12 protein-coding genes and 1 tRNA gene are annotated in these 12,987 nt (G+C 68.3%); 7 read left to right on the forward strand and 6 right to left on the reverse strand.

All coding sequences use genetic code 11. The features are described from left to right. The first annotated feature begins 280 nt into the window (after window positions 1–280). The gene (locus QTI45_RS04730) at window positions 281–607 is read left to right on the forward strand and encodes a hypothetical protein (RefSeq protein ID WP_286653645.1); all 327 of its coding nucleotides are present in this window, start codon (window positions 281–283) and stop codon (window positions 605–607) included. A 40-nt stretch (window positions 608–647) separates the two neighbouring features. Here QTI45_RS04730 and gdhA read toward each other — a convergent pair whose 3' ends face one another. Further along, on the reverse strand, window positions 648–1,991 hold the full coding sequence (gene gdhA, locus QTI45_RS04735) for an NADP-specific glutamate dehydrogenase (protein WP_286653646.1): 1,344 nt from the start codon (window positions 1,989–1,991) through the stop codon (window positions 648–650). 215 nt (window positions 1,992–2,206) lie between these two features. On the opposite strand from gdhA, the gene QTI45_RS04740 reads away from it, so the two are divergent. The 4 genes from QTI45_RS04740 (at window position 2,207) to QTI45_RS04755 (ending at window position 5,891) form a co-directional block, all read left to right on the forward strand. Beyond that, window positions 2,207–2,575: a hypothetical protein gene (locus QTI45_RS04740; RefSeq protein WP_286367592.1), complete on the forward strand. Its 369-nt coding sequence runs from the start codon at window positions 2,207–2,209 to the stop codon at window positions 2,573–2,575. Between the two features lie 114 nt (window positions 2,576–2,689). Further along, on the forward strand, window positions 2,690–3,223 hold the full coding sequence (gene phaR / locus QTI45_RS04745) for a polyhydroxyalkanoate synthesis repressor PhaR (protein ID WP_444813095.1): 534 nt from the start codon (window positions 2,690–2,692) through the stop codon (window positions 3,221–3,223). Window positions 3,224–3,262: 39 nt separating this feature from the next. After that, the gene (gene rimO, locus QTI45_RS04750; RefSeq protein WP_286367594.1) at window positions 3,263–4,669 is read left to right on the forward strand and encodes a 30S ribosomal protein S12 methylthiotransferase RimO; all 1,407 of its coding nucleotides are present in this window, start codon (window positions 3,263–3,265) and stop codon (window positions 4,667–4,669) included. A gap of 10 nt (window positions 4,670–4,679) precedes the next feature. Beyond that, the gene (locus QTI45_RS04755) at window positions 4,680–5,891 is read left to right on the forward strand and encodes a GAF domain-containing sensor histidine kinase (protein WP_286653647.1); all 1,212 of its coding nucleotides are present in this window, start codon (window positions 4,680–4,682) and stop codon (window positions 5,889–5,891) included. A gap of 4 nt (window positions 5,892–5,895) precedes the next feature. Here the strand turns inward: QTI45_RS04755 and QTI45_RS04760 are convergent, their stop codons facing one another. From QTI45_RS04760 to QTI45_RS04770, 3 genes are all read right to left on the reverse strand, one after another. Further along, window positions 5,896–6,231, reverse strand: coding sequence for a DUF1090 family protein (locus tag QTI45_RS04760; RefSeq protein WP_286653648.1), 336 nt, complete (start codon window positions 6,229–6,231; stop codon window positions 5,896–5,898). A 79-nt stretch (window positions 6,232–6,310) separates the two neighbouring features. Beyond that, on the reverse strand, window positions 6,311–6,562 hold the full coding sequence (locus QTI45_RS04765; RefSeq protein ID WP_286653649.1) for a hypothetical protein: 252 nt from the start codon (window positions 6,560–6,562) through the stop codon (window positions 6,311–6,313). A 429-nt stretch (window positions 6,563–6,991) separates the two neighbouring features. Further along, window positions 6,992–7,076: transfer RNA gene (locus QTI45_RS04770), tRNA-Leu, on the reverse strand. A 90-nt stretch (window positions 7,077–7,166) separates the two neighbouring features. Between QTI45_RS04770 and rnr the strand changes: the two genes are divergently transcribed. Together rnr and QTI45_RS04780 are read left to right on the forward strand one after the other, a co-directional pair. Next, window positions 7,167–9,461: a ribonuclease R gene (gene rnr / locus QTI45_RS04775; RefSeq protein ID WP_286653650.1), complete on the forward strand. Its 2,295-nt coding sequence runs from the start codon at window positions 7,167–7,169 to the stop codon at window positions 9,459–9,461. A 17-nt stretch (window positions 9,462–9,478) separates the two neighbouring features. Next, the gene (locus QTI45_RS04780) at window positions 9,479–10,240 is read left to right on the forward strand and encodes an SDR family oxidoreductase (protein WP_286653651.1); all 762 of its coding nucleotides are present in this window, start codon (window positions 9,479–9,481) and stop codon (window positions 10,238–10,240) included. Window positions 10,241–10,244: 4 nt separating this feature from the next. Here QTI45_RS04780 and QTI45_RS04785 read toward each other — a convergent pair whose 3' ends face one another. Continuing rightward, the gene (locus QTI45_RS04785; RefSeq protein ID WP_286653652.1) at window positions 10,245–11,714 is read right to left on the reverse strand and encodes an NAD(P)H-hydrate dehydratase; all 1,470 of its coding nucleotides are present in this window, start codon (window positions 11,712–11,714) and stop codon (window positions 10,245–10,247) included. A gap of 6 nt (window positions 11,715–11,720) precedes the next feature. Continuing rightward, window positions 11,721–12,977: a D-amino acid dehydrogenase gene (locus QTI45_RS04790; protein WP_286367601.1), complete on the reverse strand. Its 1,257-nt coding sequence runs from the start codon at window positions 12,975–12,977 to the stop codon at window positions 11,721–11,723. Between the last annotated feature and the right edge of the window lie 10 nt (window positions 12,978–12,987).

Below are 12,987 nucleotides of genomic sequence, written 5' to 3' on the forward strand. Positions count from 1 at the left end.
CGCGAACGCTTGATGTGGGGACAGCCCCCGTCAACGCTCTGAGTATTCCTGTCGTTCTTTCGGAACGGTCCATGAAGGCCGGAGAAAAAATCCAGGGAGGATTTCCATGAGCAGCATTCGTGCAAGGCTGGGCTGTGCCCTTTTCGTCTTGGTGACTTCAGCGGGGCATGCGGCGGAGCAGTCCGATATCGGCAGTGCGCCCGGCGCGCGCTAACGGGAACTGGTGATTGCTCCGTTCGCGGTGCACTGGAACAGCGATGACGCTCACGAAAACGCCTTCATGCTGGGGTTCGAGAGCGGCGAACACGATGGATCCCTGTGGGGCGGATCCGTCTTCAGGAACTCCTATGGCGATCCCAGCGCCTATGCGTACCTCGGCTATCGCTACGACGGACTGTTCGGCAAGCCGGCGCTGTATGTGAAGCTCACGGCCGGGGTCCTGTACGGCTACAAGGGCCGGTATGCCAACAAGGTTCCCTTCCATCACGACGGTTGGGGCCTGGCCATCGTCCCGGTGGTCGGCTATCGGCTGACCGCGCTGGATTCGGTCCAGTTCGGATTGCTGGGGACCGTGGCCGCCTTCTTCACCTACAACCGGCGCTTCTGAATCCGGGTCCCGGATCGACCGGGACGGATCGCGCGCGGCGTCAGATCACGCCCTGCGCCAGCATCGCGTCGGCCACCTTGACGAAGCCTGCGACGTTGGCACCGTCGACATAGCTCACCGTGCCGTCTGCCCGGCGGCCGTGGCGCATGCAGTCGTCGTGGATGCTGCGCATGATCGAGCGCAGGCGGGCATCGACTTCCTCGCGTGGCCACGAGATGCGCATCGCGTTCTGGCTCATCTCGAGGCCGGAGGTCGCGACGCCACCGGCGTTGCTGGCCTTGCCGGGAGCGAACAGCACGCCCTTTTTCTCGAACAGTTCGATGGCCTCGATCGTGGAGGGCATGTTCGCGCCCTCGGCGACGCACATGACGCCGTTCGCGATCAGCGTGGCCGCGTCCTCTGCATCGAGCTCGTTCTGCGTCGCGCAGGGCAGGGCGAGATCGACCGGCACCTGCCAGGGCCGGCGCCCGGGCAGGAACTCGGCGCCGACCTGCGCGGCGTAGTCGGCCACGCGGCCGTAGTGCCGGTTCTTGACCTCCATCAGCTGCGCGAGCTTGGCCGGCGTGAAGCCGTCGGCGTCGACCACCGTGCCGCTGGAGTCGGAGACGGTCAGCACCCTGGCGCCCAGCGACATGGCCTTCTCGACCGCGAACTGCGCCACGTTGCCCGAACCGGACACGCTGACCCGCAGGCCTTCCAGGCCAAGCCCTTTCTGCCGCAGCATCTCCTCGGCGAAATAGACCGTGCCATAGCCGGTCGCCTCGGGGCGCATCAGCGAGCCGCCGAAGCTCAGGCCCTTGCCGGTGAAGACGCAGTCGGCGCCGTTGCTGAGCTTCTTCATCATCCCGGCCATGAAGCCGATCTCGCGGGCCCCGACGCCGATGTCGCCGGCCGGCACATCGCGGTCGGCGCCGATGTGGCGGAACAGCTCGCTCACGAAGGCCTGGCAGAAGCGCATGACCTCGCCCGGGCTGCGTCCCTTGGGATCGAAGTCGGAGCCGCCCTTGCCGCCGCCCATGGGCAGGGTGGTGAGGGCGTTCTTCAAGGTTTGCTCGAAGGCGAGGAATTTCAGGATCGAGAGATTGACCGAAGGATGGAAGCGCAGGCCGCCCTTGTAGGGGCCGATCGCGGCGCTGTGCTGCACGCGGTAGCCGCGGTTCACCTGGACCTCACCGCTGTCGTCGACCCACGAGACCCTGAAGATCAGCACCCGTTCGGGTTCGATCAGCCGATCGAGCAGGCCGTGCGTGGCGTACCTGGGATGCTTCTCGATGTAGGGCCAGAGGCTCTTCATCACTTCGGCGATGGCTTGCAGGTATTCGGGCTGGGAGGGGTTGCGCGCCTGCGCGCAGTTCAGGAAATCCTCGAGCGATTTGTATTTCATCTTGCGGTGTCATCCGGCCATGGTCAGGAGCGGCGATTCTGGGGTGAATGCGCCGGAGCGTCTGCGCGATACATCCAGCAGTCCGAAGGGAATATTCCGATCCGGGAGCCTGGATGGCGCGGGGGGACTATGGCATTCGGCGACTGGCAGGCCCGACTTCAGTTGTGGTAACTTGACCCTCCGATTCCTTCAACCGCATCCGATCCAGTCAACCGATGAACACCCCCGCGGCCGAGATTGATTCTTCGCTCGAAGAACTCCGCATCGCAGCGCTGGTGCGCCAGGCACCGCTCGAGTTCGCGCGGGTGGTCTACGGGCTCAACGACCGTGCCAACGGCCGGGCGGGCACCATGGCCGCCGAAGACGTGGCGCGTACCGTGCGCCAGGGCGTGCCGGTCACGCGGGAACGGGCCGAGCAGCGGGCCCGCGGCTACCTGCCGCTGGCGGGGCAGGAGCATTGCCCCCGCTGCTGGGTGTTCCACGGCATCAAGAGCCCGCTGCAGTACCGCGGCGCCACCGACGATCGCCCGGAGTCGGGCGGCTGCAAGGTCTGCGGCGCGGAATACGCCACCACGCTCGACTAGCGGCTCGGGCCGCACCCTTGGAAATCCCGGTCAGGGTAAACCTTGGCGCGGCGCAGCAAAGCCGCTCCCTAGAATTGCTCGCGCCCTTTGGCGCCCAACCAGAAGGAGTTCCTAGTGCAGAGCAAGAAGTCCGGCCCCAAGCCGGCCCAGCGGGTGATCAAGAAGTATCCCAACCGAAGGCTCTACGACACGGAAACCTCCAGCTACATCACGCTTGCCGAGATCAAGCAGCTGGTCATGAACAAGGCCTCGTTCGTGGTCCGCGACGCCAAGAGCGGCGACGATCTCACGCGCAGCATCCTTTTGCAGGTCATCCTCGAGGAAGAGGCCGGCGGCGCGCCGATGTTCACCGAGCAGGTGCTGGCGAGCATCATCCGTTTCTATGGCCAGGCGATGCAGAGCTACATGGGGCCCTACCTCGAAAAGAACATCCAGGCAATGTCCGAGGTCCAGGCCCAGCTGAGCGAGAAGGCCGAGGGCCTGACCCCCGAGATGTGGTCCAGGTTCATGGCGGCGCAGTCGCCGGTGCTCCAGGGCCTGATGGGCAACTACGTCGAGCAGTCCAAGAACGTGTTCCTGCAGATGCAGGAGCAGATGCAGAAGAATACCGAGCAGGTCCTGGGCGCTTTCGGCCTGAAACGTCCCTGAACGAGCCCCGGCGCCCGATAGCTGGGACAATAGGGGGATATGAGCGAAGTTGCCTCCCCTGAACGAACCGCCGCGCCGGCGGCACCCAAAGTCGGCTTCGTGAGCCTGGGCTGCCCCAAGGCCCTGACCGATTCCGAGCTGATCCTGACCCAGCTGAGCGCCGAGGGCTATCAGACCTCCAAGACCTTCGAGGGCGCCGACCTCGTGATCGTCAACACCTGCGGCTTCATCGACGATGCGGTCAAGGAAAGCCTCGACACCATCGGCGAGGCGCTGGCCGAGAACGGCCGCGTGATCGTCACCGGCTGCCTGGGCGCCAAGACGGGCGATGCGGGCGGCAACCTGGTGCGCCAGATGCACCCCAGCGTGCTGGCGGTGACCGGCCCCCATGCCACCCAGGAGGTCATGGACGCGGTGCACGCCAACCTGCCGAAGCCGCACGACCCCTTCATCGACCTGGTCCCGCACACCTTCGGCATCGCCGGGCTCAAGCTGACGCCTCGGCACTACGCCTACCTCAAGATCAGCGAGGGCTGCAACCACCGCTGCACCTTCTGCATCATCCCGTCGATGCGCGGCGACCTGGTCTCGCGGCCGGTCGGCGACGTGCTGTCGGAGGCCAAGGCGCTGTTCGAAGGCGGTGTGCGCGAGCTCCTGGTGATCAGCCAGGACACTTCCGCCTACGGCGTCGACCTCAAGTACCGCACCGGGTTCTGGGACGGCAAGCCGGTCAAGACCCGCATGCTCGAGCTGGTGCGCACGCTGGGCGAGATCGCCGAGCCCTACGGCGCCTGGGTGCGTCTGCACTACGTGTATCCCTACCCGAGCGTCGACGAGGTCATCCCGTTGATGGCCAGCGGCCAGGTGCTGCCCTACCTCGACGTGCCGCTGCAGCACAGCCATCCGGACGTGCTCAAGCGCATGAAGCGACCGGCCAGCGGCGAGAAGAACCTCGAGCGCATCGCTCGCTGGCGCGAGGTCTGCCCCGAACTGGTGATCCGCAGCACCTTCATCGCCGGCTTCCCGGGCGAGACCGAAGCCGAGTTCGAGCACCTGCTCGACTTCATCCGCGAAGCCGGCATCGATCGTGCCGGCTGCTTCGCCTACAGCCCGGTGCAGGGCGCCGCCGCCAACGAGATCCCGGGCATGCTGCCGGAGGCGGAGCGCGAGGCCCGCCGTGCGCGCTTCATGGAAGTCGCCGAGGCGGTCTCGATCGCCAAGCTGCGCGAGCGCATCGGCGCCACCATGCAGGTGCTGGTCGATTCGGCGCCGGCCTTGGGCCGCAAGGGCGGCGTCGGCCGCACCTACGCCGACGCGCCCGAGATCGACGGCATCGTGCGGCTGCTGCCGCCCGAGAAGATCAGCAAGACGCTGAAGGTGGGCGAGTTCACCCGGGCCCGCATCGTCGGTGCCGAGGGGCACGACCTGATCGCGCTGCCCATCTGACACCGTCGAAGTGAAGCGGCCCGGCAACAGCGACGACCCGCGGGACATCGCCCGCGACGTGGCGGCCGTGGGCCGGATCAGCGCGGTGCCCTCGCTGCTGAAGCTGGTTTGCCAGAACACCGGAATGGGCTTCGCCGCCGTCGCCAGGGTCACCGACGGCTCCTGGACCGCCTGCGCGGTGCAGGACGACATCCAGTTCGGACTGGCGTCGGGCGGCCAGCTCGACGTGCGGACCACGCTGTGCCGCGAGGCACGCGCTGCGCGGGAGCCGGTGGTGATCGACCACGCCAGCCGGGACCCGGTGTATGCCCAGCACCACACCCCCAGGCTCTACAACATCGAGAGCTACATCTCGGTGCCGATCATTCGGCCGGGCGGCGACTACTTCGGCAACCTGTGTGCGATCGACCCGCGGCCCAGGACCGTGTCCGACCCGCGCACGGTGACCATGTTCAAGGTGTTCGCCGACCTGATCGCGCTGCAGCTCGAGAGCGAGGATCACCAGATCGAGGTCGAGAACGCGTTGGCGCTCGAGCGCGCCACGGCCGACCTGCGCGAGCAGTTCATCGCCGTGCTCGGGCATGACCTGCGCAATCCGCTGGCGGCGGTCGGCGCCACCGCCGAACTGATGGTCCGCAGCAGCGCCGAGCCGCAGATGGTCGCGCTCGGCACGCGGCTGCGCGCCACGGCGCGGCGCATGTCGAAGCTGATCGACGACGTGCTCGATTTCGCGCGCGGGCGGCTGGGCTCCGGCATGGGCATCGAAGCGCTCGAAGTGCCTGACCTGGCGAGCTATCTGCGCGATGTCGTGGCCGAGGCGCGGGAGGCCAACCCGGAGCGCGGCGTGACGGAAAGCATCGCGATCGATCGCGCGGTCCGATGCGACCGCGGGCGCATGCAGCAGCTGCTGTCGAACCTGCTGGGCAATGCGCTGACCTACGGTGCGGCCGACCGCCCGGTGCGGGTCGGCGCGCTCATCGAAGACCAGGTGCTGGTGCTCAGGGTGGCCAACGAGGGCGAGCCGATCCGGCCCGAGAACCTTGCGATGGTGTTCGAGCCGTACTGGCGGCCGCACAACAGCAAGCCGGGCGGCGGTCTCGGCCTGGGCCTCTATATCTGCGCCCAGATCGCCAAGGCCCATGGCGGCGAGCTGACCGTGCGTTCCGCTGCCGACTCCGGCACCGTGTTCGAGGCCCGGCTGCCGATCTTGCTGGCCCGCTGAAGTCTCAGGACTTCGCGGCCTTGAGCTTGCGAAGCTGGGCCTCGGCGCGTTCGAGCTCGAGTCGCAGCTGCTGGACTTCCTGCTCCTGCCGTTTGATCTGCGTCGCCGGGTCCTTGGCTGCAGCCAGGGCCTCGCAGTGGCCCTGCAGCACGGCCAGGGATTCGGTGAGCTGGCGGCGCCGCAGCATCTGGCCCCGGGCCCGCGCCTGGGCGATGCTCTGCTCGAGCGTGGCTTCTTCGGCCTTGCAGCTGGCGGCGTCGGTCGGTTCGGCGGCCTGGGCGAAGGAGGTGTTTGCCGAAGCAAGGAGAACGATGGCCGCAAGGCCCAGTTTCAAACGCATGGCGAGGCTGCCTGACAGAGAAGGGGTTGAAGAGGGGGCTTGGCCGATTCTGCACCGTGAAGATGCATGCGGCCAAGTGCTAGCGGATCTCGACGGCGCTGCCGTCCGTCACCTCGATGCCGGTGCGCACGATGCCGCTTCGGCTGCGAAAGGCGAGGATGCCCCGCCCGCGCGCATCGGCGTTGACGTCGAAGGCCGCCGAACGTTGTCCGTTCGACAGCTCGAAGGGGTTGCCTTCGACCGGGCGTGTGCCGCCGTTGAGCGTGTCGAAGACATGCACCAGCTGAGGCTGGCCGCTGAGGTTGATGACGGTGACTTTGACTTGTGGCATCCAGGGGACCGGGTTGAGGGCTTCGCGGAATTCTGCCCGAGGCCGGGAGCGGGCGGATGGCGCAAGTTTCGAGGCAGCGGCGGTGCGATCCTGCGCTAGACTGCATCCGATCCACTGGCCGATTCCAGGCCACGCGCTCTTCGGCCAGCGGGTCATTGCACCACTTCATCCGTCGCAAACTGTCCCACCTCTCTGAATCCGTTTTCTCGGCTGCGGCCTCGAGCCTGGTCTCGATCCGCGCGCCGTTGCCCTTGGCCCGTGTCGCGACATGGGCAGGTGCGATCTGCATCCGGCTGTCAGGGGAGAAGCGCACAATGGGGCGCGTGGATCAGTCTCTAGGCGCGATGGAGGCCGTGGACGTGCAATGCGTGCAGGCAACAAAAAACCCCGGTGAATCATTGATTCGCCGGGGTCTGCTTGTATCAGTTATGGTGCCCAGAAGAGGACTCGAACCTCCACGATGTTACTCGCTAGTACCTGAAACTAGTGCGTCTACCAATTCCGCCATCTGGGCCCACATGCTGCTTGGAATGAATCCTTGCAGCAGGTTTTGAATTTCAGGAACGAAGGAGATCATATCAAAAATATTGGCCATCCCAGCGGCTTGCTGGATGAAATTGAAGGTTCGGTGCAAGGACACCGCGATGGACACGGTTTCGTACAACGCGATGACGGCGAAGCCGACATCTATCTGCCCCCCAACGAGATGCGCGCGGTGCTGCACAAGGACCGCGTCAAGGCGCGGATCGTGCGCCAGGATCGGCGCGGCCGCCCCGAGGGCCGCGTGGTCGAGATCATCGAGCGGCCCGAGCAGCCGATCATCGGCCGGCTGCTGCACGAAGGCGGCGTCTGGCTCGTCGCCCCCGAGGACAAGCGCTACGGGCAGGATGTCCTGATCCCCAAGGGCGCGACCGGCACCGCCAAGGTCGGGCAGGTGGTTGTGGTGCAGCTCACCGAGCCGCCGGCGCTGTTCGGCCAGCCGGTCGGGCGCGTCAAGGAAGTGCTCGGCGAGATCGACGACCCGGGCATGGAGATCGAGATCGCGGTGCGCAAGTACGGCGTGCCGCACGAGTTCTCGGAGGCCTGCCTGGCCGAAGCGAAGGCGATTCCCGACAAGGTGCGTCCGGCCGACAAGCACGGCCGCATCGACCTCACCGACGTGCCGCTGGTCACCATCGACGGCGAAGACGCGCGCGACTTCGACGATGCCGTGTACTGCGAGCCCGCGAAGGTGGGCCGCGGCAAGGGCTGGCGCCTGCTGGTCGCGATCGCCGACGTCAGCGCCTATGTGAAGACCGGCTCGGCGATCGACATCGATGCCTACGAACGCGCGACCAGCGTCTACTTTCCGCGCCGTGTCATTCCGATGCTGCCGGAGAAGCTGTCGAACGGCCTGTGCTCGCTGAACCCCGAAGTGGAGCGCCTGTGCATGGTGTGCGACATGCTCGTCGCCGGCGACGGCGAGATCTACGCCTACCAGTTCTACCCGGCGGTGATGTGGAGCCATGCGCGCTTCACCTACACCGAGGTGGCGGCGATCCTCGGCAACACCCGAGGCCCCGAGGCGCAGAAGCGCAAGGACCGCGTCAAGGACCTGCTGAACCTGCACGACGTCTATCGGGCCCTGCTGAACCAGCGCTCCAAACGCGGAGCGGTCGACTTCGAGACCACCGAGACGCAGATCATCTGCGACGACGCCGGCCGCATCGAGAAGATCGTGCCGCGCACCCGCAACGAGGCACACCGCCTGATCGAGGAAGCGATGCTGGCGGCCAACGTCTGCAGCGCCGACTTCATCGCCGAGGGCAAGCATCCGGGCCTCTACCGCGTGCACGAGGGCCCGACGCCCGAGAAGAAGGAAATCCTGCGCGGCTACCTGAAGGCCATGGGCGTGGGCCTGTCGATCACCGACGACCCGAAGCCGGGCGAGTTCCAGGCGATCGCCGAGGCGACCAAGGACCGGCCCGATTCGCAGCAGATCCACACGATGCTGCTGCGCTCGATGCAGCAGGCCATCTACACGCCGATCAACAGCGGCCACTTCGGCCTGGCCTACGAGGCCTACACGCACTTCACGAGCCCGATCCGCCGCTATCCCGACCTGCTGGTGCATCGCGTGATCAAGGCCATCCTCGGCAAGACCAAGTACCAGCTGCCGATGCTGCCGACGCCGGGCGAGGCCCATGCCAAGCTGGCGAAGCGGCTGGCTTCGCGCGTCAAGGCGCCGACCAGCAAGCCGCAGAAGGCGACGGTCGCGCCGACCAAGGAAACCCTGGCCTGGGAGGCCGCGGGCCTGCACTGCAGCGCCAACGAACGGCGCGCCGACGAGGCCAGCCGCGACGTCGAGGCCTGGCTCAAGTGCAAGTACATGCGCGAGCACCTGGGCGAGGAGTACGGCGGCGTGGTCACGGCCGCGACCACCTTCGGCATCTTCGTCACGCTCGATGCGATGTATGTCGAGGGCCTGGTGCACATCACCGAACTCGGCGGCGAGTACTTCAAGTTCGACGAGCACCGCCAGGAACTGCGCGGCGAGCGCACCGGCATCCGCTATGCGATCGGCACCCGGGTCCGGGTGCAGGTGAGCCGGGTCGACCTCGACGGCCGCAAGATCGACTTCCGCCTGGTGCGCGAAGGCGAGGAGCTGACGGCCCGCGCCATGAAGGACAAGGGCGCGTCGCCCTCGGGCGCGCCGGCCAAGGCTTCGGCCAAGCGCTCGCGCAGCAAGGCCGAGGCACCGGTCGGGCGCGCGGAGCGCAACGAGCGTGCCGAACGTGCCGAGCGTGCCGAACGCACGGACCAGGTCGCGGCAGCGGCGCCACAATCGGCGATGCAGGCCTTCAGGACCGCGGTCAAGAAGGCAGCCAACAAGATGAAGGGGCGCAAGCCGCGCCGTTGAACACAAGGAGACCAGGAATGAGTGGAGAGAAGACCGGCCGCATCGCGGTCGTCACGGGTGCCGGCAGCGGCATCGGCCGGGCGGCTGCGCTCGCGTTGCTGGGCGATGGCTGGAGCGTGGTGCTCGCGGGACGTCGGCAGGAGCCGCTCGAGCATGTCGCCAAGGAATCGGGCGCCGGTGCGCGGGCGCTGGCCGTGCCCACCGATGTGGCCGATGCGGAATCGGTGAAGGCGCTTTTCGCGGCTGCGGTCGAGCGCTTCGGCCGCGTCGACCTGCTGTTCAACAACGCCGGCGTCGGCAATCCGCCGGGCCCGTTCGAGGACTGGACGCCCGACCAATGGCAGGGCGTGGTCGACATCAACCTGACCGGCATGTTCTTCTGCATCCAGCAGGCCTTCAGGACCATGAAGGCGCAGACGCCGCGCGGCGGCCGGATCATCAACAACGGATCGATCTCGGCCACCACGCCGCGTCCCAACTCGATCGCCTACACCTCGACCAAGCATGCGGTGGAGGGCCTGACCAAGACCGCGTCGCTCGATGGCCGCAAGTACGACATCGCGGTCGGCCAGGTCGACGTCGGCAATGCAATGACCGAGCTCGCCGCGCGCATGACCAAGGGCGTGCCGCAGGCCAGCGGCGAGATCGCCATCGAGCCGGTGATCGACGTCGCGATCGTCGGGCAGTCGGTGCTCTACATGGCCAATCTGCCACTCGAAGCCAACGTGCTGTTCCACACGATCATGGCGACCAAGATGCCCTTCGTCGGGCGCGGCTAGCGGCCTAGGACCCGGGACGCCGGCGGGCCAGCGCGCCAGCGGTGAGCGGCGTGCCGGCGGGCCAGCGGTCGGCCAGGTCGCCGTGGGTCCACACCGCTTCGCAGGCTGCCGCGAGGGCCGGCCGTCCGGCCGCCAGCGCGGCGCCGACCATGCCCGCCAGCACGTCGCCGGTGCCGGCGGTCGCGAGTCGCGCGTTGCCGCTGGGGTTGATCGCGGGCAGCTCGCCGATGGCAGCAACCACCGTCCCGGAGCCTTTCAGGACCACCACGGCACCGAAGCGTGCGGCCAGGCGTGTGGCCGCGCCGAGCCGGTCGGCCTGGACCTCGCCGGTGCTGGCGTTCATGACGCGCGCCGCCTCGAGCGGGTGGGGGGTCAGGACGGTCACGCGGCCCGCAGACCGGCGCACCTGCAGATGCGACTGCAGGCCGGCGTCGGCAGCGATCGCGTTGAGCGCATCGGCATCGAGCACCAGCATCCGGGCTTCGGCCAGCACGCGCGGCAGCACTTCGGCAACCGCATCGCCGCCGCCGCAGCCGCAGACCACGGTAAGCGCGCCGAGGTCCAGCGCTTCGGGGCGGCGGAACATCAGTTCGGGCTGCAGCGGGTCCAGTGGCGCGACGGCGCTGTCCAGCGGGGCAACGAAGACACGCCCCGCGCCGGCCGCGAGCGCCGCCGAACCGGCAAGCAGCGCCGCGCCCGCCATGCCGGGCGCGCCGCCGATGACCGCGACATCGCCGTAGCTGCCTTTGTGGGAGGACTCCCGCCGGCGGCTGGTCGGCGGCGCCCCGGTCAGGCGCGCGGCCGGCGCCTCGGCACCAGCTTCGACGCCAAGGTCCTCGAACCAGGCTTCGCCGGCGGCGTCCCGGCCCTGGGCGGTGAAGAGGCCGGGCTTCAAGGTCAGCAGGCTGAGGCAGTAGCGGCGGGGACCGGCCGAGGCGGGCGCCGCGACGGGGAGCGCGAACGACAGCGCGCCGGTGTCGGCGTTCAGCCCCGAGGGCGTGTCCACGCTCAGCAGCGGCGCCGGATCGGCATGCATGCGCTGCAGCCAATCGAGCATGCGGCCTTCGGGAGCCCGCGTTGCGCCGATGCCGAGCAGGGCGTCGATGGCCAGGTCGTGCCGCTCTGGCGGTGCGTCGGCGAAGCGCACGCCGGCGTCGCGTGCGCGCTGCAGCGAGGCGCGGGCGTCGGCCGGCAGCCGCGACTCGTCGCCGAGCCAGGTGACGATCGGTGCGAAGCCGCGCTGCTGCAGGCGGGCTGCCGCCTCGAAGCCGTCGCCGCCGTTGTTGCCGGGGCCGCAGGCGATCCAGATCGTTCGCGCCCGCGGTGCGATCGCCATCGCCAGGCGGGCGACCGCCAGCCCGGCACGCTGCATCAAGGCATGGGGCGGCAAGGCGGCAGCTGCGGCCTGCTCGATCCGCCGGGTGGCTGCGACGTCGAAAAGTCGGGCGGCGGTGGCGCTGGTGACGCGTTGCATGGGGCCTCAGTGTTGCAGCAGCCGCTCGATGCCGAGCCCTTCGAGGTCGACGCCGGCATCGCGGCCGCCGATCAAGTCGGCCACCACGCGGGCGCTGCCGCAGGACAGCGCCCAGCCGCTCGAACCGTGGCCGAGATTGAGCCAGACGCCTGGCACGCCGCTGGGGCCGAGGATCGGCGGGCCGTCCGGCAGCATCGGGCGTGCGCCCTTCCATTGCTGGACGCCGGAGCGCAGGGTCACGGCGCCCGGGAACCAGTCCTGCAGCACCTTGTAGAGCGTGCGCAGCGACGCGGGATTCAGGGCCGCCTGGGAGCCGCCCAGCTCGGCGCTGCCCGCCACCCGGACGCGCAGGCCCAGCCGCGAGATGGCCACCTTGTAGCGCTCGTCCATGACGGCGCTGCGCGGTGCATTGAGCGGCTCGCGGATCTGGGCGCTGACCGAGTGGCCGTACACCGGCGCCAGCGGAATGCGCAGGCCCAGCGGCTTCAGCAGGGCGGCCGAGTCGACGCCGGCGCAGACCACCACCGCATCGAAGCGATGGGCCTCGGAACCCGCCGCGAGGGCCAGCGAGGTCGGCGCCGACCGGTTCAGCGGCGCCAGGTCGCAGTTGAAATGGAACTGGGCGCCGAGCGCCTCGGCCTCCCACTTGAGCAGCAGCGCGAACTGCCTGCAGTTGGCGACCTCGTCGTCCGGCAGGTGGATGGCGCCATGCAGGGCGGTCTCGGTGCTGAGCGCCGGCTCGATCTTGCGCGCTTCGTCGGCGTCGAGTTCGCGAAAGCTGCTGCCGGCCGCGCGCAGCACTTCGAGCCCGGCCTGCACCAGCTTCTTCTCGCGCTTGGAGCGCAGCAGCACCATGTAGCCGTCGCTGCGCTCGTACTCGAGTTCACAGGCCTCGCTGATCTCGTGCAGCCGGTTGCGGCTGTAGAAGGCCAGGCGCTGCATCCGGGAGCGGTTGGCCAGGTAGGTCTCGAGCTTGCAGGCGCGTTGCCAGCGCGCCATGAACCCGATGTCCCGGGACGACAGTGGCCAGCGCAGCTTGATGGCGCCATGGGTGGACAGCAGCGAGCGCAGCACCTTGCCGCGCATGCCGGGCCCGGCCCAGGGCGTGACGTAGCCGGGGGCGACCACGCCCGCGTTGGCAAAACTCGATTCCTCGGCGGCGGCGCCGCGGCGTTCGAAGACAACCACCTCGTGGCCGTCGGAGGCCAGCTCCCAAGCAGTGGTGACGCCGATGATCCCGGCTCCCACGATCGCGATTTTCATTCGTTTCTTT

It is taken from the genome of Variovorax saccharolyticus, assembly GCF_030316765.1.
GTDB classification, from domain to species: domain Bacteria; phylum Pseudomonadota; class Gammaproteobacteria; order Burkholderiales; family Burkholderiaceae_C; genus Variovorax; species Variovorax saccharolyticus.